Genomic DNA, 23,549 nt, shown 5'->3' on the forward strand with positions numbered 1-23,549 from the left:
TTTTAATAAATCATTTATTAAAAATAAAATTGAAAACGCAAAGTGTTTATAATTGAGACATTTTAAAGCATTTTCTAACCAAATAAGATACCTTGAAGAATAAAATAAATAATATATTAGTTTTACCACATATTCAGAGGTTTATTAAAAGTGCTTCATGGTCTTTGGTAGGAACTGTCTCAGGGAAGTTATTAATGTTGGTTGCTTTTATAATTGTTGCCAGAATTATAGGAAAGGAAGAATACGGTAAAATAGGAGTTTTACGTTCTACTATTACCATGTTTATGGTTTTTTCAAGTGCTGGGATGGGGCTTACGTCGGCACGCTATATTGCCTATTACAGAAATAGCAATCGGGAAAAAGCTTATCAGGTTTACAAGGCTTCAAGTCAAGTTGCTCTAATTTTCGGATTGGTTATATCTGTTATTATATTTTTCTTTAATAATCAAATTTCCAAGTCATCTTTTGATACACCGGAACTGTCATTACCATTAAAATTAACGATTATCGCATTATTTTTCAGTACGGTTTCTAGTGCACAAAGCGGAACTTTGACCGGGTTTGAAGATTTTAAAAAGCTGGGTATTAATAATTTAATATATGGTATCGCACAGTTTTTTTTAATTATACTAGGCGCGTTTTTCTGGGGGGCAAACGGGGTAATTATATTTTTAGGTATTTCCTCAGGATTATTTGTTATCCTAAACCAGATTTCAATTAAAAAACATTTTGGTTCTGAATTTAAAAATGTAAAGGCTTTTACTCCGGAAATTAAAGATATTTTTAAAAAGTTCTCTGTTCCCGCAATGCTGTCCACTTTTGTTGCAATGCCGGTAATCTGGTTTGGCAAAGCTTTATTGGTGAGAAGCGATGGATTTGGTGAAATGGCTATTTTTGATGTCTCAGAACAATGGTATCTTATGGTGTTATTTATTCCGAATTCGATAGGGGCTATCATATTACCTATGTTATCCAATACCTTGTCAGAAGGATCCGAAAAACAATATAATAAGCTGCTGAAATTAAATCTTTTGGTAAATTGTGGCGTGGTGACGTTATTGACTTTAATTATTATTTGTTTAGCACCTTTTATACTTAAGCTATATGGCCGTAACTTTACAAGTTATCTGCCTTTACGGATTTTATTAATAGCAGCGATATTACAGACCGTTAATAGTGTTCTGGGACAGGTTATAGCAAGCAAGGCTAAAATGTGGTTGGGCTTTGGTGTAAATTTGTTCTGGGGAATAAGCTTTCTTACAATAGCTTATATATTTGTAGAATATTTAAACTTAGGTGCTTTAGGATTAAGTTACGCATTTTTGTTAAGTTATCTTTTACATTCAATTTTACAGGGGTTTATAACCTTTAAAATTATAATTTAATATGAAAAAAGTCCTTATCGTATTTGGTACGCGTCCGGAAGCAATAAAAATGGCACCTTTAGTACATAAACTTCAACAGCACCGGGATGTTTTTGAAACCTTTGTCTGTGTTACAGGGCAGCATAGGGAGATGCTTGATCAGGTCTTAAGGTTATTTGAAATAACGCCGGAATTTGATTTAAGTGTTATGAAAGAAGGTCAGGATTTATATGACGTTACCTCAACAGTATTGATCAGGATGCGTGATGTATTAAGTGAAGTAAAGCCGGATGTGGTTTTAGTCCACGGGGATACAACAACTTCAATGGCAGTTGCCCTGTCTGCCTTTTACCAAAGAATACCGGTAGCCCATATAGAGGCAGGTTTAAGAACTCATAATATATACAGTCCCTGGCCTGAAGAAATTAACCGCCAGGTAACCGGACGGATTGCAACTTATCATTTTGCACCGACATTAGGCAGCCGTCAGAATCTATTAGATGAAAATGTACCTGATGACCATATTGTTGTAACAGGCAATACCGTTATAGACGCATTACAATGGGTAGTTGGAAAAATAGAAAATAACCAGGAGTTATCATCGGAAATTAGTGAAATGTTAAATGCTTTTGGCTATGATGATTTACGTTTAAATGGAAATAAACGTCTGGTCTTAATAACAGGACATCGACGGGAAAATTTCGGAGAAGGATTTCTTAATATTTGCAAAGCATTAAAAACTTTGTCTATTTCATATCCTTCGGTGGATTTCGTATACCCGATGCATCTGAATCCTCAGGTCAGGAAGCCTATAAACGAGATCTTTCAGAATGAGAAACCCGACAATATATTCTTTATTGAACCTCTGGATTATCTGCCTTTTATTTATTTAATGAAGAAAAGTTATCTAGTGCTTACCGATAGCGGAGGAATACAGGAAGAAGCACCCGGTCTGGGGAAACCCGTATTGGTGATGCGTGACAATACCGAACGGCCCGAAGCTGTAAAAGCCGGCACTGTTCAGTTAGTAGGTACCGGCTATAATAATATTGTAGACGGAGTCTCTTCATTATTAAATGATGAAGCACATTATAATTCTATGTCAAAGGCAAATAATCCTTATGGAGATGGAACATCAAGTGACAAAATATTAAAATTTTTAATTAAAAAACTACAAAATCAATAATGACATTTGCAGGATTTTTTGCAATATTATTCTTATTAGCAATTATTATGAACAAAGGATATAAGTCAGTTATTGATCCTATGTTTTACATGATTGTTATATTTTTATTTTTTTTCGGAATTAAAAAAGATTTGGAACTTAATGAAGAATCAGAATTTTTATTGCTTCTCTCATTTATTATTTTTATTTCAACGGTTTATTTAGTCCGTAAAAGGCAACATAGAAAAATTGTCGGTTTTATTAACCGTAAGAATAAAGCTTTTCACAAATTTTTAATAAAACCGTTACAATCAAAACAACAGCTGTATCTTTTTTTAGTCGTCTTATTATATGTAGTTCTTGATTTTTCATTTAACACATGGCTTTATGGCTCTTTTGATAAAGCGGTTACCAGATTTTATTACAGACAGCCTGAAAGAGAGGATATTCCGACTTTCTTAACAATTATTCTCTTTTCATTATATTCATTATCATCTCTGATTATATTTGTTTTAAGCTATAACAATGCACGGTTTAAGACAAATTCATTATATCTTAACCTCAGTTTTTTTGCTTTGGCCCTTGCTGCTTTTCCCAGGGGGACAAGAGGTGCAATTATTTCTTTATTAATCATTATTATACTGGCAAATATAATCGTAGGTATTAGAAATAATAAGCTCGGAATTAAAAATTTATTCTTTAATATAAAACTTTTATTTCCTGTAACCATTGTGATATTCACTTTTCTAGCTTTATCATCTATACGGAATAAGGAAATTGACAATTTAGAAATGCTGCAGCAGACAATTTCTGAAATGGATTTTTCACAGTCACAAAAGGAATATAACACTTCAGAAGGAGATTTATTATTAACGGATTATAATAAATGCATAGAAACCTTTGGATCTTCCGTAGAGTTCCTGCCTATTGACTATACTCTGAAAGCCGTATTATTTAATCCGATTCCCCGAAGTTTATGGAAGGATAAACCTGTCGGATTCGGTGTCGCATTAACAGAAGTTAAATTTGGCGGACAAAACTTTGACTATGAGCATTTGGCTGAACATAAATGGGCAAACGCTGCTGGCATAGCAGGTGAAGGCTGGGCAAATGAAGGGATTCTTGGCCTGATACTGTACTCAATCCTAATGGGTTTATATGCGGGAATTCTTACAAAGATTGTAGATACATTCTTATTATCTGATAATTATGTGTCACTTTTAATTGCACTATTATGTTTTCTGGCATCTTTACTTACTGTAAGAGGGGATATATTATCAGGGATTACCCAAGGATTTTATCCTATACTTTTTTTCATGATCATATTAGTTGTAGTTCAGCCATTTGTGCAGTATAAATATAAATTCAGATCATAGTTAATCCCAAATGTATTAAAGTTATATCCGTAAAGTAACTTGCAATATTCTGAATAGTAATAGTGATCAAATCAAATATGAAAAAAGTTCTGATAATCCACAAAAACACAATTGAGAAAGAGCCGCCGACCCAGATGGTCATTCAGCACTTGGTAGATTTAGGTGTTTCTGTTAAGCTGGTAACATTAGGCGTAAATGAGTATTGGAAAAGAAATTTAGAAAGTAAAGGTGTTGAATTTAAAGATTTGGGATTAGCTTCTTTTGTAGATTTGAAGAAAAGAACTTTTTCAAAAAAAATAGAAACCTGGTTAAAATACAGAAAAGAAGTCCTGAAGGAATTATCTCGGCCAGAGAATCAGGATAGCATCATCTGGTTTGTAGATGCAGACAGCATTGCTCCTCTTTTATTCAGCAGTGTTTTCAACAGACTGAACTTTATCATGCATATTTTGGAAATGTATGACCATTCATCTTTTTATAAATATGTTCTCAATAAATATATAACCAGATCTAGAAGATTGATCGTTTGTGAAGAAAATCGCGCTGCTATTTTTAATCTTTGGTTTAAACCGGAAAAATATCCGGTGGTATTGCCTAATAAACCTTATCAACTATTAGATGAAAGTGCATCAGATGAGTTCTTAATAAAAAATTATCCTGATCTTCATGATAATTTAATTAAAAAAAACAGAAAAATAGTATTGTATCAGGGACTGATTTCTCCGGAAAGGGATCTCTCATTTATTCTGAAGGCTGTTGATGAATTGGGAGAAGATTTTATTCCCGTGATTATGGGCAGAGATTTTGGTATGCTGGACCATTACAAAAAAATATGCCCGCGTTTGGTACATATTTCCTATATACCTTCACCTCAGCACCTGTATATAACTTCACTGGCAAGAGTCGGGATTTTAATATATGATCCGATATCATTGAACCAAATCTTCTGTGCACCGAATAAAATCTTTGAATATGCAGGATATGGTGTTCCAATGATCGGCAATAATATACCCGGATTATCTTCACCTTTTCAAAAATTTAATTGCGGAAAAATTTTCAGTACGGATAATGATGTTTCAGAGATGAAAAAAATCATATTGGAGATCGATGATAATTTTAATCGATTTTCACAGAATTCAAAAATGTTATTTAGAGCTGTCGATAACCAAGCCATTATCAAAGCTATTCTTGAAGAATTTTAATACTTTTATTAAATATGAACCTGATTATTAATACTACTACATTAAGCGGAACTGGAGTAACACAGGTTGCAGTTTCATTTATATATGAATGTATTGCTTTTCCGGAAAATACCTATCATGTTTTTTTAAGTAAAACGGTGTCAAAAGAAGTTGACATATCCGATTTTCCGGAAAATTTTCATTTCCATCAATTTGAAAATCACCCTTTGTATGGCCTGAAAGGGATCTCAATAAGGAAACGCTTGAGAATGCTGGAAAGTCAGATTAATCCTGATCTTGTGTTTTCAGTATTTGGACCGTCATGCTGGACTCCGAAATCCAAGCATATCACCGGTTTTGCAAACTCTTATTACGTATATCCCGAATCTCCGTTTTTCAAAAAAATACCAGTTAAAGATTGGCTTCGGATTAATTTGATGAAAATTGCCCATCGTTTTTTCCTGAAAAGAAACGGCAGATATTTTATTTGTGAGACCGAAGATATGTCAGTAAGGCTGTCTGCATTTTTAGGGATTAATAAATCCAATATTTTTACCGTCAGCAATACCTATAATAAATATTTTGAGACCGGAAATGTTTCGAAAAAAAAACAATTCCTGCCTGAACCGGTAGAAAACGAATATAGATTCCTATCATTGGCCTCATTTGATATCCATAAGAATCTTATCGTAATAAACGAAATTGCAGCAATTTTAGATGAAAAGAAGGTCACAAAGGATATCAAATTTGTATTGACAATTGATCCTCAGAAGTACGAGAAGTATTTTACCAGTGAAGCCAAACTTAGAATAATCAATCTCGGCAGAGTGGATGTTAAGGACTGTCCGCAATTGTATTCGGAGTGTGATGCGCTTTTTTTGCCGACCCTGATTGAATCATTTTCTGCAAATTATCCGGAAGCCATGAAAATGGAAATTCCTATTCTTACCTCACACTATTCATTTGCGACCTCTATCTGTGGGAATGCTGCACTTTATTTTGATCCTCTTGATCCTCGAGACATTGTAACAAAAATAATGCAGATACTGAACGATGAAAAGCTTCCTGAACTACTGGTCGAAAATGGTAAGAAAAGACTTGATGTATTTGGGAGTGCAAAAATCAGGGCTCAAAGATATTTCAATGTATTTAAATCTGTTTAATTTTCAAATAACCTGACTAAATGTTTGTAACCGCTAGTATAGTTTGCTATAAAAATGATACAGAAGTTCTTCTGGAAGCAATTAACAGCTTTCTAAATTCAGAAACGGATTTCCCCATATTTTTATATTTAATAGACAATTCTCCAACAGATGAGTTGAAGACGCTTATCAGTCATCCGAAGGTTGAGTATATTTTTAATCCTTCCAATCCTGGTTTCGGAGCTGCACATAATATTGCGATTAAATTGGCGATGGAAAAAGACAGCATGTACCATCTGGTGTTGAATCCTGATGTTTATTTTGATGAAAACACACTTAAGGGGCTGGCCGATTATCTTGAGAATAATCCTGAAATAGGAAATGTAATGCCCAAAGTATTTTATCCTGACGGAAGAATACAGCGTCTCTGTAAACTGCTTCCGACACCTTATGACTGGATTGGCAGAAGATTTAATCCGTTTAAAAATATGGTTGAAAAGAGGAATGAGATTTTTGAGCTGAGGTTTACAGGTTATAATAAAACCATGGATGTACCTTATCTCTCAGGATGTTTTATGTTTTTAAAACTTGATGCCTTATGCCAGGTCGGTTTTTTTGATGAAAAGATTTTTATGTACGGAGAGGAAACTGATTTATGCAGGAGACTGATCAACGGCGGTTACAGGACTGTTTTCTATCCTAAAGTTAATATTTACCATCATTTTGAAAAAGGATCTCATAAGTCCTGGAGGCTTACCAGAATTGGAATGCAGTCAGCGATCTATTATTTTAATAAATGGGGTTGGTTTTTTGATCATGAAAGGGCAAGAATCAATAAGAAAACATTGAAAGCATTAGGCAAATGAAAAGTTGCTGTTATAGACGTTTAGGTCTGTTATTAAAAATTAATTAAATCTTAGACCGAAATTTAAAGGTGATAAATTTCCTGCTAAAGGATGATTTTACCGGGCAAATAGAATTTTCATTATAAGGTTAAAACAGATACAACTATAAAAATACCGTAACTGAAAGAGAGTATTATTTTGTGAGTATTGAGTTTGCTCAAAATTAAAAAATAATCAGTGCTGATTATTTCTCCCTATTAGCTCACTGCCTTTTTATAGGAATCAGTTAACCATTGGAGGAGACAATTTACCAAGCGTATTGTAGTGGTAAAGTTTTACTTACAATAAAATGGTATTGAAGAATGCCGATCTTCCGGATTGTATTATTTAATAGCAATTATGCAGCAGTTCGGATTGTAATAATTGATGCCTTAAGGCAGACAGAGCCTATTGCTTCATCATATACAGAAGACATATTTGTAAAGGAATTAAGCTATATAATCAATAATGTAAATATTTTATTGTTTATAAGATTGGTCTTGTTTTAGAATAAATCATCTGTCAATTATTTTCAAAAGAATGTTTCATATTTTTTATAAAAATTCGCCTATCGATGAAATAAATGACGATAAACAGGTAATTATAGATGTAATGTCAAATTATTATTCATTATTTTTATTATAAAAAATTACGAGATATATGTTAATAATATTTAATACAATATAAATTAAATAAAAATAAGTATTTTATTTTTGCTTTTATAAAAAACTTCCTTAGCTTCGCGAAAATAAATTTATAGGTATTTTTACTGTATAACACAATAAATCTATTTTGTATATTTATCGACACATTTGAATTGAAATAAAGTGAATAACATTGCCATAAAAATGAAAAGAGATAGAGCTATTTTTAAAGTAAATGGATCCTTAAAAGTCTGTTTATTTATAAATATCAGTGATATTTCATTAAAGCTTTTTAGCGACAAAAAATTCAAGAGTAAATATAAACCCATTGTATACAAATCTAATCATTCCAGGATAAGTGTCAGTGAGTATTTAATGAAGTTTAATATTAAATGTATTGTTTTGGAAACATCAAATATTGGTCATTTACATAAGGATTTAGCTAATGAAATTGTAAAGGCCCGTAAAAATGGCATTGAGGTATATGAAGCACATGAATTTTATGAAATTGTAAATAAAAGGATCCCTCTCGTACGTCTTGAAAGAAATGTATATCTTGCCGATGATATTTTTACAATCGGTCAAAAGCAGGAAAAATTTAACATAAAAAGGCTGGTTGATATCACAATAAGTATACTGTTGTTGCCCATCGTAATTCCTCTGGTTATTTTAGGTTTCATTTTAGTAAAGCTGTCCTCAAATGGAGATGTATTATTTTCTCAGGAACGGGTAGGAAAAAATTCCAAAACCTTTACGATTTATAAAATAAGAACCATGGTTTCATGCCATAACGGAGATTTCACAACCAATAATGATGTCCGGGTAAACAGAATCGGGAAATTTCTAAGGATGACCAAAATTGATGAACTGCCCCAGTTGTGGAACATTCTGAAAGGTGATATGAGCCTTATTGGTCCCCGTCCTGAAAGGCCGCATTTCGTTAAGATTTCCAATGAGGAAAATGCAATGTTTGATCTCAGGCATTTAATTAAACCCGGAGTCACAGGATGGGCACAGGTAAATCTTCCCAAGGCTACACCGGAGGATAATCTTGAAAAATTAGAATACGATTTATTTTATATTAAAAATTATTCTCTTCTGTTTGACATACTTATTGTATTCAGGACGATAAAAATCGTTTTTACTTTAAATAGTAATTAAGGTTGAAAATTAAATTTATTATAGTATGTTTTTAATTTAGATGCTGCAATTCTATTGAATAACGGTTCTTACAATTTATTGATAAAGTTTAATTAAGATAAGTATACAGACCGCATGTCTCATGAGCTGTTGATGAATTCTATTGTATTAAAGAAGTAGATAATAGTAGAATGTTGCACATTATAAGAATAAATAATTCATGAAAATACAACAAACCCCTTTAAAAGACTGCTATATTATCGAACCTACTGTTTTTGAAGATGACAGAGGTTATTTCTTTGAAAAATTCAATGAAAAAAAGTTTGAGGAATTAACTGGAATGAACGGGCATTTTGTTCAGGATAATATTTCGAAATCTTCTTACGGGGTGCTTCGGGGTTTACATTTGCAAAAAGGAGAGCATGCCCAGGCAAAACTGGTTTCGTGTCTGGAGGGCAAAGTCTGGGATGTCGCCGTAGATTTAAGAGAAGATTCGCCTACCTTTGGTAAATGGTTTGGGATTGAGCTGACCGCTGAGAATAAATTACAATTATATGTACCCAGAGGATTCGGCCATGGCTTCTCCGTTTTAAGCGATCATGCCGTTTTTTCTTATAAATGCGATAATTTCTATCATAAGGAATCAGAAGGGAATGTGATGTTTAATGATCCCGAGCTTCAGGTAGACTGGAAACTTGAAGAAAAAGATATGATCCTTTCAGAAAAAGATCGAAACGCTTCCTTATTCCGCGAGAAAAACTTTTAACAGTCTCCTGAAAACTACTTTGATAAAGTGGTTTTCATTTTTTAATTCAAACTATTCAATATTTTGTATCTTTGCAGACTCAAAATCAAAAAGATGCGCACAAAATCTGTAGGTAAAAAGAAAATTAACATCGTCACGCTCGGCTGTTCCAAAAATGTATATGACTCGGAAGTTTTAATGAGCCAGCTGAAAGCCAACGGAAAAGAAGTGGTTCATGAAGATAGGGGCGATATTGTGGTGATTAATACCTGCGGATTTATAGATAATGCAAAAGAAGAATCGATCAATACGATTCTGGACTATGTGGAGGCAAAAAACAGGGGCGAAGTAGAAAAAGTATTCGTAACGGGGTGTCTTTCAGAAAGATATAAGCCGGATCTGATCAGGGAAATTCCGGATGTGGACCAGTATTTCGGAACCCGGGACCTTCCGATTCTATTAAAGCATTTGGGCGCCGATTACAAGCATGAGCTGGTAGGGGAAAGAATGACCACTACGCCTAAGCACTATGCGTACCTGAAAATTTCGGAAGGCTGTGACAGGCCGTGTTCGTTCTGTGCCATTCCGTTAATGCGGGGCGGGCACATGTCTACGCCTATTGAAAAGCTGGTGCTTGAGGCTCAGAAATTAGCCAAAAAAGGAACCCGGGAACTGATTTTAATTGCCCAGGACCTTACCTATTACGGTCTTGATATCTACAAAAGACGGGCGCTGGCGGACCTTTTAAAGGAACTGGTTAAGATTGACGGGATTGAATGGATCCGTCTCCACTATGCCTTCCCGAGCGGCTTTCCGGAAGATGTCCTGGATATTATCCGGGAAGAGCCTAAAGTATGCAATTACATAGATATTCCTCTGCAGCACATCAATTCCGATCTGCTTAAATCAATGAAAAGGGGGACAACCCATGAAAAAACCAATGCCCTTCTCAGCAAGTTCAGAGAGAAAGTTCCTGATATGGCGATCAGGACTACGCTGATCGTAGGCTATCCCGGAGAGACGGAAGAAGTTTTCCAGGAACTGAAAGACTGGGTAAGGGAACAGAAATTCGACCGGTTGGGATGTTTTACCTATTCACATGAAGAAAATACAGGAGCTTATGTCCTGGAAGACGATATTCCGCAGGAAGTGAAAGAAGCCAGGGTAGAAGAAATTATGGAATTGCAGTCACAGATTTCGTGGGAGAAAAATCAAGAAAAATTAGGCAGGATTTATAAATGTATTTTTGACCGGAAAGAAGGGAACTACTTTGTAGGAAGAACGGAATATGATTCCCCGGATGTAGATAATACGGTTTTGGTTTCTGCAGAGAACACCTACATTTCAATTGGTGAATTTGCTGATGTAATGATTACTTCCGCAGAAGAATTTGACCTGTACGGTGAACTGATTTAATATTAATTTCAATGATACTAAAAAGCCGGTGAGATTACTCATTGGCTTTTAATTTATATAGAAAATTAATTATAGTTTATTGTTATCATCTTAAATTATGCTTATAGCCTGCACCATATTGCAATGGTTATTGGTTATTTAAAGCTAAATTTATTCTAAATAATTGATTTCCAGTTAATTTTATTTTTCCTGAATCCGAAGTTATTATACAGTTGTTAATTATGTTAACTTTTCTATATCTATTTTAACATTTTTTAACACCCTTTTCTAAAACTCCTGTTAACAGTAAGTTACAAGGGTTATTAACATCTGTTTTTATTTTCCTTAACTGTTTTTAACATTTGGAATAGGCCTTATAACAGATTCCTGATACATTTGCCCAGTTAAAACCAATAAAAGTTCAACATGATGAAAAGATTCATTCTCGTAATCATAATGATGATTTCAGCCTTTGGTGTTTATTCTTTCAGGATGAATGCTACGGATGCAAAAAAAACAAGTTATGCATCGTACTACCACGATAAGTTTAACGGTAAGAAAACAGCAAGCGGGGAGATTTTCAGCAATTCGAAATTTACCGCAGCCAACAGGACGCTCCCATTCGGAACGAATATCAGGGTCACCAACCTTAAAAATGGTAAAGAAGTAGTCGTGAAAATAAACGACAGGGGGCCTTACCATTCATCAAGAGCTTTAGATATGTCTAAAGCGGCGTTCGATGAAATCGGGAATACCGGCAGCGGTACCATTCCGGTTGAATATGAAATTGTCAATTAATCTTATGATTTAAATAAACAGAAGCCGGCTTTAAGCCAGCTTCTGTTTTACAGACTGAGCTCAACCAGAGCAGGGCAATGGTCAGAATGGGCCGCTTCTTTCAGGATAACGGCTCTTGTAAGCTGATCCTTTAAACTGTAGGAGGCAAAATTGTAGTCCAGCCTCCAGCCTTTATTGTTGGCCCGGGCATTCTGCCTGTAGCTCCACCAGGTGTAATGATCGGGCTCGTTATTAAAAAACCTGAAACTGTCGATCAGTTCACATTCTTCGATAAAGCGGGTCATCCATTCCCTTTCCATCGGCAGGAATCCGGATGTATTTTTCAGGCCAACCGGGTTATGTATATCTATGGCCTCATGGCAGATATTGAAATCACCTGAAATGATAAGATTCGGGATTTCTTTCTTTAAATTTTTAATGTAATCCAGGAAATCATTGCAGAACTGCATCTTGAAATCCAGCCTTTCTATATTGGATGCGGAAGGTACATAGACGGAGATCGCGGAAAACCCGTCGAAGTCTGCGCGGATGATCCTGCCTTCATTATCGTAGCTCTCTATCCCGCAGCCGAATTCCACATGGCCGGGCTTTATTTTGGAAGCGATTCCGACCCCGCTGTAGCCCTTTTTTACGGCCGAATGCCAGTAACTGTGATAGCCCAGTTTTTCAAGGCTTTCCATGTCGATCTGGTCGTTGCCGGCTTTGCTCTCCTGGATACAGATGATGTCCGGGTCAGCCGTTTTCAGCCATCCTAAAAAATCCTTGGTAAAAGCGGCTCTGATTCCGTTGACGTTGTATGTAATTAATCTCATTGCTCTTTATAAAATTTAATTGATCCTGATATTTGGAAGTAAATCCTACAGTTTTAAAATATGCGGCCTGATGACAAATTCTGAATCAGAATGCTGCAGATAAGCCGGATACCAAACGAGATTTACATTTCTGCGAAGATAGGAACATTAAAAAAGGAACGGAAAAAATCTATAGATTTTTTCCGTTCCTTTTTATATTAAACTAAAATTTAAAACTATTTAGGCTCCAGGATGCTGATAGGAATAATACACTCTTCGAGTGAAATTCCGCCGTGCTGGTAGGTTTCTTTATAGTAATTCACAAAGTGGTTGTAATTCTTGGGATAGGCCAGGAACGTACTGTTTTTTGCAAAAATATACTTTGAACTTAAGTTGCCTTTCGGCAGGAACAGTTTTTCAGGATTGGTAATGGCCCAGACATCGCTGGAATCGTAGGTAAGACTCTTACCCGTTTTGTAACGGATATTCGTTGAGGTTTCCCGGTCTCCGACCACTTTACTCGGTTTCTTCACATATACCGTTCCGTGATCAGTAGTAATGACCAGCTTAAAGCCGCTTTCAGCCGCAAGTTTGATTATTTTGATCAATGATGAATTTTCAAACCAGTTCAGGGTCAATGACCGGAAGGTTTTATCATCCCGGATCAGCTGGTCCACAATATGGTTATCCGTTTTGGCATGGGACAGGATATCAATGAAATTGTAAACAATCACCAATAAGTCATTGTTTTTATGCTGGTTGAAATCATCATAGATTTTCCTCTCAAAATCAGCATTCAGGACTTTCAGGTATTTCATGGATTTTGAGCCCAGGCCGATCCTCTTCATCTGGTCTTCAAGGAAATCGCGTTCATATTCATTTTTATTCCCTTCCTCATTGTCGTTAAACCATTTGTTCGGGAACCGTTTCTCAATTTCAGACGGCATCAGCCCGGCAAAGAACGAGTTTCTGGCATACTGTGTCGCAGTAGGGAGGATGCTGTAATAATAATCTTCTGAAATTTTGTTGTAGTATTTCGTAAACAGGGGCTCGATCATTTTCCACTGGTCATAACGAAGGTTGTCCACCATCAAAAGCAGAACCTTTTCTTTTTCCACTTCAGCTTTGATCTTTTCCTTGAAAAGCGTGTGGCTCATCATCGGTTTGTCGGAATCATGAAGCCAGTCTTCATAATTGTTTTCGATAAATTTGGCAAACTGGATATTCGCTTCCTCTTTCTGTGACTGCAGGAGGTCTGCAAATTCATTATCCGCTACCTTGTCAAATTTAATCTCCCAGTTCACGATCTTCTTGTAATATTCAGCCCATTCCTGGTAGGTCCTCAAATAAGACAGCTCCATCGAAAGATTTCTGAATTCCTGCTGGTACTGGAGGATTGTTTTCTGCTCGACCAGGTTGTCTTCCTGAAGGTTTTTCTTTAATGATAAAAGGATCTGGTTCGGATTGACCGGCTTTAAAATATAATCGGCAATCTGTGACCCGATTGCCTCTTCCATGATATGCTCCTCTTCACTCTTGGTTACCATAACGATCTTCAGTGAACTGTCTTTGTCTTTGATCATCGGGATGGCTTCAAGGCCTGAAATTCCGGGCATATTTTCATCAATGAGGGTCAGGGCGAATTTTTCAGAATCCATGAGTTCCAATGCCTCATTCACGTTGTTGACACCGGTTACGTGATAGCCTTTTTTTTCTAAGAATACGATATGAGGTTTGAGTAAATCTATTTCATCATCTATCCATAATATCTTTTCCGACATAATTTATTTTTTACATGATTATTGTATCAAATTGCTGACCAACTCCTTTTAAAACTTCCCAAAAACAGGGGCTTAATAGTTAAATCTTAGTTAATGAAAACACAACGCTGCCTTTATATCAGGAAACGGCCTTTTTTACCGGATTTTTATCCGGATTTTATGACCTGAATGTATTCACCTGAATGTGCATTGTCTGCCGTTAAGTTTATATTAAAGGATGTTCAACTGGGTATCAAAGATAATTTAAAAACATTAATCCACGCGTCATTAAGTTAAAATTTAAAATCCTTAAATTTGTTTGCAAATACTGACATTTCCATGCAGAACAAGCTAAAAATCATCAATGATCCGGTTCACGGTTTTATAAAGATTCCCCATGAAATTTTATTCGACATTATTGAGCACCCTTACTTCCAGAGAATGAGAAGGATAGGGCAGACCGGACTGCTGAACCTGATTTTTCCCGGTGCGACCCATACCAGATTCCACCATGCACTTGGTGCGATGCACCTGATGTTTACGGCGTTGGAAACTTTGAAGCAGAAAGGGATCAAAATTTCTGAAGATGAGGAAAAAGGCGCGATGCTGGCTATTCTGATGCATGACATCGGGCACGGCCCGTTTTCCCATGCGCTGGAATGCATGCTGATGGATGACTGGCACCATGAAAACCTCTCGCTTTTACTGATGAACCGCCTCAATGAAGAGTTTAACGGGGCATTGTCCTGCGCCATTGAAATGTTTCAGGGCCGATACCACCGGAAGTTTTTCAACCAGCTGATTTCTTCCCAGCTGGACGTTGACCGCCTGGATTACCTGAAACGCGACAGCTTCTTTACAGGCGTTTCCGAAGGAAGCATCAATACCCAGCGGATTATTTCCATGATGAATGTCTGTGAAAACGGAGAACTGGTGATCGATGCCAAAGGCGTGTATTCTATTGAAAACTTCCTTACCGCAAGGATGTTTATGTACTGGCAGGTATATTATCATAAAACATCGGCCCTGGCGGAGTTTCTTTTGGTTAAAATTTTGGAAAGGGCAAAATATCTGGTATCGCAGGGAATGAACCTGCCGGCCACTGAAAATCTAACTTATTTTTTATACAGGGAAAAGGGTGCGGCCACGGATGAAGACGTGGAAAGGTTTACGCAGCTCGATGACAATGATATTATCCAGGCGATGAAAGGCTGGCAGAATGCAGACGATATGATCCTGTCTTACTGGTGTCAGTGTGTCATCCGGAGAAATCTTCCGAAAACCGTTATTTCCTCTCATCCTTTTGACCCTGAATTTGTTGCCGGGAAAATACAATACACCAATGACCTTTTCGGAATCGGGAACGGCAATGAACTGGTCCATGAAATAAAACGGAAGCTCCTCCCGTATGATACCCAGAAACAGCCGATCTACCTGCTGCAGAAAAACGGTAAAAAGATCAGGCTCGAGGAATCGGAAGACCAGCTGCTTTCCGGCCTGATGGTGAACAAAACCACCCGGTATATCCTTACTTTTCCGAGAGAGAATGAGGGCTTTATTTCTTAAAGAATAATAAAATTCAAAATCCGAAAACTAAAAAATGTTTGTGAATTACAGAATTTCTTATCTTTGCAGAATATGGAATTTACAGCTTCGCAAATTGCAAGTTTTATTGACGGAAAAATAATAGGTGACGGAAATGCACTTATTACGGGAGTTTCACCTATCGAAAGCGGGGAAACAGGACATCTTTCTTTCATCGCACAAGACCGGTTCATACAGTATCTGGATACTTCCAGATGTTCGGTCATCATTGTTTCAGAGAACCTTATCACCAAAGATCATTACGGTCCTACCGTAATTTCGGTAAAAGATGCCTATCTTTCCTTCCAGGTACTGATGAATCTGTACCAGGAGATGCAGGGAAGAAAAGAAGGGGTGGAAGACGGCTCTTCTATACATGAGACCGCTCTAATCGGCGATCAAGTATATATCGGCGCTTTTACCTATGTTTCGGAAAAAGCAAAAATAGGGGGAGGATCCCAGATTTATCCGCAGGTATACATCGGCAAAGGGGTGAAGATCGGGAAAAACTGCAAAATCGACAGCGGAGCGAGAATTTATGATTACTGTATCATCGGTGATCACTGCGTTATTCATTCCAATACCGTTATCGGCGGAGACGGCTTCGGTTTCCAGCCTACTCCCGAAGGATTCAAAAAGATTCCCCAATTAGGAAACGTCATCATTGAAGACCATGTGGAAATCGGTTCCAACTGCAGTATAGACAGGGCGACGATCGGTTCTACCGTTATCGGTGAAGGGACCAAGATTGATAACCTCATCCAGATTGCCCACAATGTGAAGATCGGGAGAAACAACGTTATTGCGGCCCAGGCCGGAATTGCGGGATCCACTACCATCGGCGACTGGAACCAGATCGGCGGCCAGGTGGGGATTGTAGGCCATATCAAAATAGGGAACCAGGTGAAAATCCAGGCCCAGAGCGGTGTGAATTCCAGCGTTAATGATAAAGATACGCTGTACGGTTCGCCGGCTATCAGTTATAATGACTATCTTCGAAACTACGTCCATTTCAGAAATTTCACTGAAATTGTGAACAGAATAAATAATCTTGAGAATACCTCAAAAGATAAAACTAATGAGTGATATGCAAAAAACACTTCAGCAGGAAGTGACACTTTCCGGAATCGGACTTCATACTGGTAGAGAAGTAAAGCTAACCATGAAACCTGCCAAAGAAAATACAGGTTTTGTATTCGTAAGAACAGACCTGGAGGGACATCCGCAGGTGGAAGCTGATGTAAATTATGTTACGGCTACAGAAAGAGGAACGACCTTAGAGAAACTGGGTGTAAAAATTACCACTTGTGAGCATCTTTTGGCAGCACTGGTAGGCTGCGATATTGACAATGCCTTTTTAGAAATGGATGCTTCCGAGCCTCCCATCCTGGACGGGTCTTCAAAATATTTCGTGGAAGCTATCGAAAGCGTAGGGGTGGTGGAACAGAACGTGATCAGAGAATATCTGGTGGTCAAGGAAGTGCTTACCTACAGCGATCCGGCTACAGGGTCGGAAATCACCATTATTCCTTCAGATACCTACGAAGTGACGACGATGGTAGATTTTGGGACCAAGGTTTTAGGAACCCAGAATGCTACCCTTAAACATATTTCTGAGTTTAAAGACGAGATTTCTTCTGCAAGAACCTTCAGCTTTTTGCATGAATTGGAAATGCTTTTGGACCACGGCCTGATCAAAGGCGGAGATATTTCCAACGCGATTGTCTATGTAGATAAGGACCTTACCCCGGAAACGACGGAAAAGCTGAAAAAGGCATTCGGGAAAGACAAAGTGTCCATCAGACCCAACGGTATTCTTGATAACCTGAACTTAAACTATCCCAACGAAGCGGCAAGGCACAAATTACTGGATGTGATCGGTGATCTGGCTTTGGCAGGCGTGAAAATAAAAGGCAAGGTGATTGCCAATAAACCGGGGCATTATGTCAATACCCAGTTTGCAAAAAAACTGAACCGCCAGTGGAAACTGCAGAAAAAGAAAAACGTTCCGGATTTTGATTTAACAAAAGAGCCGGTTTTCGATATCAACGGAATCATGAAACTCATGCCTCACCGGCCGCCGTTTTTACTGATTGATAAAATTCTCGAACTTTCGGACTCCCATGTAGTGGGTCTCAAAAATGTAACCATGAACGAACCGTACTTCGTGGGGCATTTTCCGAAAGAACCTGTAATGCCGGGGGTTTTACAAGTTGAAGCACTGGCGCAGACAGGCGGTATCCTTGTATTGGCAAGTGTTCCCGATCCTGAAAACTATTCTACCTATTTTATTAAGATTGATAAAGTAAAATTCAAGAGGAAAGTGGTTCCCGGAGATACCCTTATTTTCAAAATTGAACTGATCGAACCGATCAGGAGAGGGATCGTACATATGCAGGGATACGGATATGTAGGGGACAGTATAGCCGTAGAAGCAGAGTTAATGGCTCAAGTTGCAAAAAATAAAGTTGATTAAATGGTTCATCAATTAGCAGCCGTAGATAAGCGTGCGAAAATAAGCAAAAATGTAATCGTAGAACCTTTTACGACTATTGCAGGGGATGTGGAAATCGGAGAAGGCACGTGGATCGGCCCTAATGTGACCATCATGGATGGCGCAAGAATCGGCAGGAACTGCAGGATTTTCCCCGGCACCGTCATTTCGGCGATTCCCCAGGATCTGAAATTCGACGGTGAAGATACCCAGGTCATCATTGATGATGAAACCACCATAAGGGAGTGTGTCACCGTAAACAGGGGGACCAAAGCCCTGGGCTTTACAAGGATAGGTAAAAACTGCCTGATCATGGCCACTACGCACATTGCCCACGACTGTATTATCGGAGATCATGTCATCATCGTTAACGGCTGTGGTATTGCAGGGCATGTGGAAATAGGGGACTATACCGTAATGGGAGGCCTGTCTGCTGTTCACCAGTTTGGTAAGATCGGCAAGCATGTGATGATTTCCGGTGGTACTCTGGTAAGAAAAGACATTCCGCCTTACGTAAAAGTGGCGAGAGAGCCGATGTCCTATGCAGGGATCAACTCGGTCGGCCTGAGAAGAAGAGGATTTACTAATGAAAAAATCTTTGAAATCCAGAAGATCTACCGGGCGATCTTCCAGATGAAAATGAACGTTTCCCAGGCTATTTCACACATCGAAAAAGAAATGCTTCCGACGGCTGAAAGAGATGAGATCCTTCAGTTTATCCAGAACTCACCGAGAGGGATTGTAAAAGGATACGGAACCGGAAAAGACAATAATTAATATTAATCATGAGAATTTTACTCTTACCGGTCATGCTTTTTGCGGCATCATTTTTATCCGGACAGCAGACGGAAGGGTTGAAAACTGAAAAAACGACCCATACTTCCATCCTGGAAAGGAAAATTCCGGAGAGGTCCAATGACAGTATTGCAAAAAGCAATCTTCATGATATTGTTAAACCGAAAGATAATTTCCGTCCGGTTTTGGGAAATACCAATCCGTATCATTCCGAAGTTCAGATGAATGTAAACCGGTTACAGAATCAGGTGAATACATTTAACAATAATACCTTTAACAGAATGACGCCTCAGGGCCAGGGTATCGAAATAAAAAAAAGAAAATAAAACATATACAACATTAATGGCAACAAGTAACGATATAAGAAAAGGTCTGTGTATAGAATTCAGCAATGACATTTTTAAAGTAATCGAATTCCTTCACGTAAAGCCGGGAAAAGGTCCTGCTTTCGTAAGAACAAAATTAAAATCGGTAACCAACGGAAAGGTGCTTGATAATACTTTTTCTGCAGGTCATAAAATTGAGGAGGTAAAGGTGATTACAAGAAAGTTCCAGTATCTTTATGATGATGAGAACGGTTTCCACTTTATGAACAATGACGATTTTTCCCAGCTTTACCTCAATAAAGAGATGATTGAAAATGCTCAATTGATGAAAGCCGGTGAAGAAGTGACAATCATTATGAAAGAAGCTGATGAAACACCGCTTTCTGCAGAACTGCCGCAATCCGTTTATCTTGATGTCATCGAAGCCGATCCTGGAGTAAAAGGAAATACAGCGACCAACGCCCTTAAAAATGCCATCGTTGAGACGGGAGCAAGAGTAATGGTTCCTTTGTTTATTGAGCCGGGAGACCGAATCAAAGTAAGTACCGAAGACGGCTCTTACCTGGAAAGAGTAAAAGAATAAATTACACATAAAGTTTATACCCATTCGGTTTGCACACGCATTCCGAATTTTGTTTTATAGCCGGTATGAAAATACGGCTGATAAAATTGGGAGCAGCCCATATCCATTAAAGAAAATCAATTGTTATGAAATTCCACGCGCCTCAAAAATTGAAAACCATTGCTGATCTTATCGGTGCAAAATTCGTTGGTCCGGAGAACTTCGAAGTCCTGGGAACCAATGAAATCCATAGGGTGAAACCCGGAGATATCGTGTTTGTGAACCATCCGAAGTATTATGATAAAGCATTATATTCTGCGGCAACCATTATCCTGATCGATAAAGAAGTTGATTGCCCGGAAGGAAAGGCCCTGTTGGTTTCCGACGATCCTTTCAGGGATTTCAATACAATCAATACCCACTTTACCAGGATCTATAACTTCACGGAAGAGCTTCATGATGTTGAAATCGGGGAAGGAACAAAAATCCATCCTTCCGCCGTGATCGGGAATAACGTAACCATCGGAAAGAACACCCTGATTTTCCCGAATGTAGTCATCGGGGACAGAACCGTCATCGGCGATAATGTGATCATTCAGTCCAATACCGTTTTGGGGGGCGATGCCTTTTACTACCGGAGATTGAACGGAAATTTTGACCGCCTTATTTCGGTCGGCAATGTTGTGATTGAAAATAATGTCGAAATCGGAAACGGCTGTACCATTGACAGGGGAGTCACGGATTCCACGGTAATCGGTGAAGGTTCGGTGCTGGATAACCAGATCCAGGTCGGGCATGATACCATTATCGGTAAAAAATGCCTGATTGCTTCCCAGGTGGGCATTGCAGGGTGCTGTGTGATCGGTGATGAAGTGACTTTATGGGGACAGGTAGGGATGGCTTCAGGAAATACCATTGCCAGTGGATCTGTTATTTTAGGTAAAACCGGCGTCAACAGAAATCTTGAAAAAGGAACCTATATCGGGATGTTTGCGGAGGATTTCAAAACGTATCTTAAAAAAGAGGTCAGGCTGAAAAACCTTAAATAAACAAATTGTTCAGATGTATCTTTAATCAAAGAAAAATAAGTAAATTTGTGAGCATCAATAAAAAGTAATAAATAAATTAAAATTATAATAAAATGTCAATTTTAGTAAACAAAGATTCTAAAGTAATTGTACAAGGATTTACAGGAAATGAAGGTACTTTCCACGCGGGCCAGATGATCGAATACGGAACCAATGTTGTAGGCGGTGTTACTCCGGGGAAAGGAGGAAGCGAGCACTTGGGGAAGCCGGTATTCAATACTGTGGCTGATGCGGTAACAAAGGCCGGCGCTAACGTAAGTATCATTTTCGTACCGCCTGCATTTGCTGCTGATGCCATTATGGAAGCTGCTGAAGCGGGTATTAAAGTGATCGTATGTATTACTGAAGGTATTCCTGTAGCGGATATGGTAAAAGTAAAATCTTATATCGCAGACAGGGACTGCAGACTGATCGGTCCGAACTGTCCTGGAATCATTACTTCTGATGAAGCTAAAATTGGGATTATGCCAGGTTTCGTTTTCAAAAAAGGAAAAGTAGGGATCGTTTCAAAATCAGGAACCCTTACCTATGAAGCGGCTGACCAAGTGGTGAAAGCAGGTTTCGGTGTTTCTACAGCGATCGGGATCGGTGGAGACCCGATCATCGGAACAACGACAAGAGAAGCTTTGGAATTATTCATCAATGACCCTGAAACTGAAGCCGTGGTGATGATCGGAGAAATCGGTGGCGGTCTTGAAGCGGAAGCGGCAAGATGGTACAAAGCCAGCGGTTCCACAAAACCGGTAGTCGGTTTCATTGCAGGGCAGACTGCTCCTAAAGGAAGAACAATGGGACACGCAGGAGCTATTGTTGGCGGTGATGAAGATACCGCTCAGGCTAAAATGGAAATCATGAGAGAAAACGGAATCAACGTTGTGGATTCCCCGGCTGATATCGGTGCTACCGTAGCAAAGGTTTTAGGATAAGAAGGTATTTCATTTCAAACATAAAAAATCCCGGACTGTAAAGTCCGGGATTTTGTTTATCCGTTGATTGGTTTCAATTTATCCTTTAATCCATTTCCAGATTTCCTTTAAGGTGGCTTTGTTTCCGTACATTAAAATTCCGACCCGGTAAATCTTTCCGGCTACGAAAATCATAAAAATAGTGGTTCCCAATAACAGTCCGATGGACAGGGCGATCTGCCAGGCAGGAACCCCGAAAGGGATTCTCGCGATCATTGCTACCGGAGAAGTGAACGGGATAATGGACAGCCAGAATCCGAGCGGCCCGTCCGGATTATTCATCAGAGAAAAGCTTCCGTACATCCCCAGCATCAAAGGCAGGATGGCAAATAAAGTAAACTGCTGCGTTTCGGTTTCGTTATCCACTGCAGACCCGATGGCTGCATAAATCGAGCTGTAAAAGATATATCCCAACAGGAAAAATACAATGAATACAAAAATAATTAAAGGGAAGTTCAGTTCCAGTAAGCTGTGGGAAACCTGGGTGGCAATCTGGGCAACGTCAAGCTTGCCTGCCAGCTGTTCATTTCCGCCGGGAATGTTTTTCTGGATCGATGAAAATCCGGTATTTAAAACCAAGGCTCCGATAACAGACATGGTGATCCAGACGAGAAACTGGGTTAAGGCAACCAGTGTCACGCCTAAGATTTTCCCCATCATCAGCTCAAAAGGCTTTACGGAGGAAATGATGATTTCCACCACCCTGTTATTTTTCTCTTCCAGCACGCTCCGCATTACCCTTACCCCGTAAATGATGATAAACATAAAGGTTACATACATCAACAGGATGCTTAAGCCGCTTTTCACGCCGAAAGCAAGATCGGAATCCTCCTTGTTGTTTTCAGAAACATTGATGGTCTTTAACGTAAAACTCTTATCCAGATCATTCAGCTGGGTTTCGGCAATGCCGAGCTGCTTGATTTTCTCTTTTTTAATGACCTCAGTAATATCGGAAACAATTTTCTTTTTGGTATCAAACCCGATCTTGCTGTTGATGACCAGTCGTGTACTCTTTAATAAATCATCGAAATTCCGGTCTTTTAATTCCGGCAAAATTAAAATGCCGTCCAGTGCTTCATTATCTTTCAGGCTGCTGACTTTTGATTTTTCATCGGCGGCAGACACAAAGATATAGTTCAGCTGATCGTCAGATTTCAGTTTGTTTTTAAAAAGGCCGCTTCTGTCGACTACTTCAATAACATTGTGAGATTCATTGGCTTTGAACATCAGGCCCACCACGGCTCCGAAAGCAATCAGCATGACAGGGGCCAGCAGCGTCAGAATAACGAAGGATTTTTTCTTTACCTGCGTAAGAAATTCCCTTTTTGTAATTAAAAAAATATGATTCAT

The 23,549-nt window shown here is 38.3% G+C and carries 21 protein-coding genes; 18 read left to right on the top strand and 3 right to left on the bottom strand.

Going from position 1 to position 23,549, the window contains the following annotated elements; translation table 11 throughout:
- Positions 1 to 92 precede the first annotated feature (92 nt).
- The 10 genes from H561_RS0103160 to H561_RS0103205 all read left to right on the top strand — a co-directional run bounded on the left by H561_RS0103160 (position 93) and on the right by H561_RS0103205 (position 11,834).
- The gene (locus H561_RS0103160; protein ID WP_027385698.1) at positions 93 to 1,385 is read left to right on the top strand and encodes an oligosaccharide flippase family protein; all 1,293 of its coding nucleotides are present in this window, start codon (positions 93 to 95) and stop codon (positions 1,383 to 1,385) included.
- 1 nt (position 1,386) lies between these two features.
- The gene (gene wecB / locus H561_RS0103165) at positions 1,387 to 2,550 is read left to right on the top strand and encodes a non-hydrolyzing UDP-N-acetylglucosamine 2-epimerase (RefSeq protein WP_027385699.1); all 1,164 of its coding nucleotides are present in this window, start codon (positions 1,387 to 1,389) and stop codon (positions 2,548 to 2,550) included.
- Positions 2,550 to 3,905, top strand: a complete 1,356-nt coding sequence (locus tag H561_RS0103170) for a hypothetical protein (RefSeq protein ID WP_027385700.1) — start codon at positions 2,550 to 2,552, stop codon at positions 3,903 to 3,905. The genes wecB and H561_RS0103170 overlap by 1 nt, the downstream gene beginning before the upstream one ends.
- Before the next feature lie 77 nt (positions 3,906 to 3,982).
- Positions 3,983 to 5,107: a glycosyltransferase family protein gene (locus H561_RS0103175; protein WP_034761279.1), complete on the top strand. Its 1,125-nt coding sequence runs from the start codon at positions 3,983 to 3,985 to the stop codon at positions 5,105 to 5,107.
- Between the two features lie 14 nt (positions 5,108 to 5,121).
- On the top strand, positions 5,122 to 6,249 hold the full coding sequence (locus H561_RS0103180) for a glycosyltransferase (RefSeq protein WP_027385702.1): 1,128 nt from the start codon (positions 5,122 to 5,124) through the stop codon (positions 6,247 to 6,249).
- Between the two features lie 20 nt (positions 6,250 to 6,269).
- Positions 6,270 to 7,094, top strand: a complete 825-nt coding sequence (locus H561_RS0103185; RefSeq protein WP_027385703.1) for a glycosyltransferase family 2 protein — start codon at positions 6,270 to 6,272, stop codon at positions 7,092 to 7,094.
- A 1,064-nt stretch (positions 7,095 to 8,158) separates the two neighbouring features.
- Positions 8,159 to 8,917: a sugar transferase gene (locus tag H561_RS0103190; protein WP_228372213.1), complete on the top strand. Its 759-nt coding sequence runs from the start codon at positions 8,159 to 8,161 to the stop codon at positions 8,915 to 8,917.
- 199 nt (positions 8,918 to 9,116) lie between these two features.
- A complete protein-coding gene (gene rfbC, locus H561_RS0103195; RefSeq protein WP_027385705.1) occupies positions 9,117 to 9,662 on the top strand; it encodes a dTDP-4-dehydrorhamnose 3,5-epimerase in 546 nt (181 codons plus the stop codon).
- Positions 9,663 to 9,755: 93 nt separating this feature from the next.
- The gene (gene rimO, locus H561_RS0103200; protein ID WP_027385706.1) at positions 9,756 to 11,057 is read left to right on the top strand and encodes a 30S ribosomal protein S12 methylthiotransferase RimO; all 1,302 of its coding nucleotides are present in this window, start codon (positions 9,756 to 9,758) and stop codon (positions 11,055 to 11,057) included.
- A gap of 405 nt (positions 11,058 to 11,462) precedes the next feature.
- Positions 11,463 to 11,834, top strand: a complete 372-nt coding sequence (locus H561_RS0103205; protein ID WP_027385707.1) for a septal ring lytic transglycosylase RlpA family protein — start codon at positions 11,463 to 11,465, stop codon at positions 11,832 to 11,834.
- Between the two features lie 47 nt (positions 11,835 to 11,881).
- Here the strand turns inward: H561_RS0103205 and H561_RS0103210 are convergent, their stop codons facing one another.
- Positions 11,882 to 12,646 carry an exodeoxyribonuclease III gene (locus H561_RS0103210; protein WP_027385708.1) on the bottom strand — a complete coding sequence of 255 codons (765 nt, stop codon included), beginning with the start codon at positions 12,644 to 12,646 and terminating at the stop codon, positions 11,882 to 11,884.
- 215 nt (positions 12,647 to 12,861) lie between these two features.
- The gene (gene porX, locus H561_RS0103215) at positions 12,862 to 14,406 is read right to left on the bottom strand and encodes a T9SS response regulator signal transducer PorX (RefSeq protein ID WP_027385709.1); all 1,545 of its coding nucleotides are present in this window, start codon (positions 14,404 to 14,406) and stop codon (positions 12,862 to 12,864) included.
- Between the two features lie 318 nt (positions 14,407 to 14,724).
- On the opposite strand from porX, the gene H561_RS0103220 reads away from it, so the two are divergent.
- From H561_RS0103220 to sucD, 8 genes are all read left to right on the top strand, one after another.
- On the top strand, positions 14,725 to 15,951 hold the full coding sequence (locus H561_RS0103220; protein ID WP_034761282.1) for an HD domain-containing protein: 1,227 nt from the start codon (positions 14,725 to 14,727) through the stop codon (positions 15,949 to 15,951).
- A 72-nt stretch (positions 15,952 to 16,023) separates the two neighbouring features.
- The gene (gene lpxD / locus H561_RS0103225) at positions 16,024 to 17,055 is read left to right on the top strand and encodes a UDP-3-O-(3-hydroxymyristoyl)glucosamine N-acyltransferase (protein WP_027385711.1); all 1,032 of its coding nucleotides are present in this window, start codon (positions 16,024 to 16,026) and stop codon (positions 17,053 to 17,055) included.
- Positions 17,048 to 18,445 (top strand): bifunctional UDP-3-O-[3-hydroxymyristoyl] N-acetylglucosamine deacetylase/3-hydroxyacyl-ACP dehydratase, encoded by a 1,398-nt coding sequence (locus tag H561_RS0103230; RefSeq protein ID WP_027385712.1) that lies wholly within the window; start codon positions 17,048 to 17,050, stop codon positions 18,443 to 18,445. The genes lpxD and H561_RS0103230 overlap by 8 nt, the downstream gene beginning before the upstream one ends.
- The gene (lpxA, locus tag H561_RS0103235; RefSeq protein ID WP_027385713.1) at positions 18,446 to 19,240 is read left to right on the top strand and encodes an acyl-ACP--UDP-N-acetylglucosamine O-acyltransferase; all 795 of its coding nucleotides are present in this window, start codon (positions 18,446 to 18,448) and stop codon (positions 19,238 to 19,240) included. It begins immediately after the preceding gene.
- 8 nt (positions 19,241 to 19,248) lie between these two features.
- The gene (locus H561_RS0103240) at positions 19,249 to 19,584 is read left to right on the top strand and encodes a hypothetical protein (RefSeq protein WP_228372214.1); all 336 of its coding nucleotides are present in this window, start codon (positions 19,249 to 19,251) and stop codon (positions 19,582 to 19,584) included.
- A gap of 16 nt (positions 19,585 to 19,600) precedes the next feature.
- A complete protein-coding gene (efp, locus tag H561_RS0103245) occupies positions 19,601 to 20,167 on the top strand; it encodes an elongation factor P (protein ID WP_027385715.1) in 567 nt (188 codons plus the stop codon).
- 125 nt (positions 20,168 to 20,292) lie between these two features.
- Positions 20,293 to 21,195 carry a UDP-3-O-(3-hydroxymyristoyl)glucosamine N-acyltransferase gene (locus H561_RS0103255; RefSeq protein WP_027385716.1) on the top strand — a complete coding sequence of 301 codons (903 nt, stop codon included), beginning with the start codon at positions 20,293 to 20,295 and terminating at the stop codon, positions 21,193 to 21,195.
- A 92-nt stretch (positions 21,196 to 21,287) separates the two neighbouring features.
- The gene (gene sucD / locus H561_RS0103260) at positions 21,288 to 22,160 is read left to right on the top strand and encodes a succinate--CoA ligase subunit alpha (protein ID WP_027385717.1); all 873 of its coding nucleotides are present in this window, start codon (positions 21,288 to 21,290) and stop codon (positions 22,158 to 22,160) included.
- A 78-nt stretch (positions 22,161 to 22,238) separates the two neighbouring features.
- On the opposite strand, the gene H561_RS0103265 is transcribed toward sucD, so the two are convergent.
- Positions 22,239 to 23,549, bottom strand: a complete 1,311-nt coding sequence (locus H561_RS0103265; RefSeq protein WP_027385718.1) for an ABC transporter permease — start codon at positions 23,547 to 23,549, stop codon at positions 22,239 to 22,241.

It is taken from the genome of Chryseobacterium gregarium DSM 19109, assembly GCF_000430845.1.
In the GTDB taxonomy this organism is placed as follows: Bacteria; Bacteroidota; Bacteroidia; order Flavobacteriales; family Weeksellaceae; genus Chryseobacterium; species Chryseobacterium gregarium.

Coding starts and splice junctions, on each gene's coding strand:
- H561_RS0103210 (WP_027385708.1), bottom strand. CDS start 12,646: ATGAGATTAATTACATACAACGTCAACGGAATCAGAGCCGCTTTTACC.
- H561_RS0103185 (WP_027385703.1), top strand. CDS start 6,270: ATGTTTGTAACCGCTAGTATAGTTTGCTATAAAAATGATACAGAAGTT.
- lpxD (WP_027385711.1), top strand. CDS start 16,024: ATGGAATTTACAGCTTCGCAAATTGCAAGTTTTATTGACGGAAAAATA.
- H561_RS0103220 (WP_034761282.1), top strand. CDS start 14,725: ATGCAGAACAAGCTAAAAATCATCAATGATCCGGTTCACGGTTTTATA.
- H561_RS0103240 (WP_228372214.1), top strand. CDS start 19,249: ATGAGAATTTTACTCTTACCGGTCATGCTTTTTGCGGCATCATTTTTA.
- H561_RS0103205 (WP_027385707.1), top strand. CDS start 11,463: ATGATGAAAAGATTCATTCTCGTAATCATAATGATGATTTCAGCCTTT.
- efp (WP_027385715.1), top strand. CDS start 19,601: ATGGCAACAAGTAACGATATAAGAAAAGGTCTGTGTATAGAATTCAGC.
- sucD (WP_027385717.1), top strand. CDS start 21,288: ATGTCAATTTTAGTAAACAAAGATTCTAAAGTAATTGTACAAGGATTT.
- porX (WP_027385709.1), bottom strand. CDS start 14,406: ATGTCGGAAAAGATATTATGGATAGATGATGAAATAGATTTACTCAAA.
- H561_RS0103175 (WP_034761279.1), top strand. CDS start 3,983: ATGAAAAAAGTTCTGATAATCCACAAAAACACAATTGAGAAAGAGCCG.
- lpxA (WP_027385713.1), top strand. CDS start 18,446: ATGGTTCATCAATTAGCAGCCGTAGATAAGCGTGCGAAAATAAGCAAA.
- wecB (WP_027385699.1), top strand. CDS start 1,387: ATGAAAAAAGTCCTTATCGTATTTGGTACGCGTCCGGAAGCAATAAAA.
- H561_RS0103255 (WP_027385716.1), top strand. CDS start 20,293: ATGAAATTCCACGCGCCTCAAAAATTGAAAACCATTGCTGATCTTATC.
- H561_RS0103180 (WP_027385702.1), top strand. CDS start 5,122: ATGAACCTGATTATTAATACTACTACATTAAGCGGAACTGGAGTAACA.
- rfbC (WP_027385705.1), top strand. CDS start 9,117: ATGAAAATACAACAAACCCCTTTAAAAGACTGCTATATTATCGAACCT.
- H561_RS0103170 (WP_027385700.1), top strand. CDS start 2,550: ATGACATTTGCAGGATTTTTTGCAATATTATTCTTATTAGCAATTATT.
- H561_RS0103265 (WP_027385718.1), bottom strand. CDS start 23,549: ATGAATCATATTTTTTTAATTACAAAAAGGGAATTTCTTACGCAGGTA.
- rimO (WP_027385706.1), top strand. CDS start 9,756: ATGCGCACAAAATCTGTAGGTAAAAAGAAAATTAACATCGTCACGCTC.
- H561_RS0103230 (WP_027385712.1), top strand. CDS start 17,048: ATGAGTGATATGCAAAAAACACTTCAGCAGGAAGTGACACTTTCCGGA.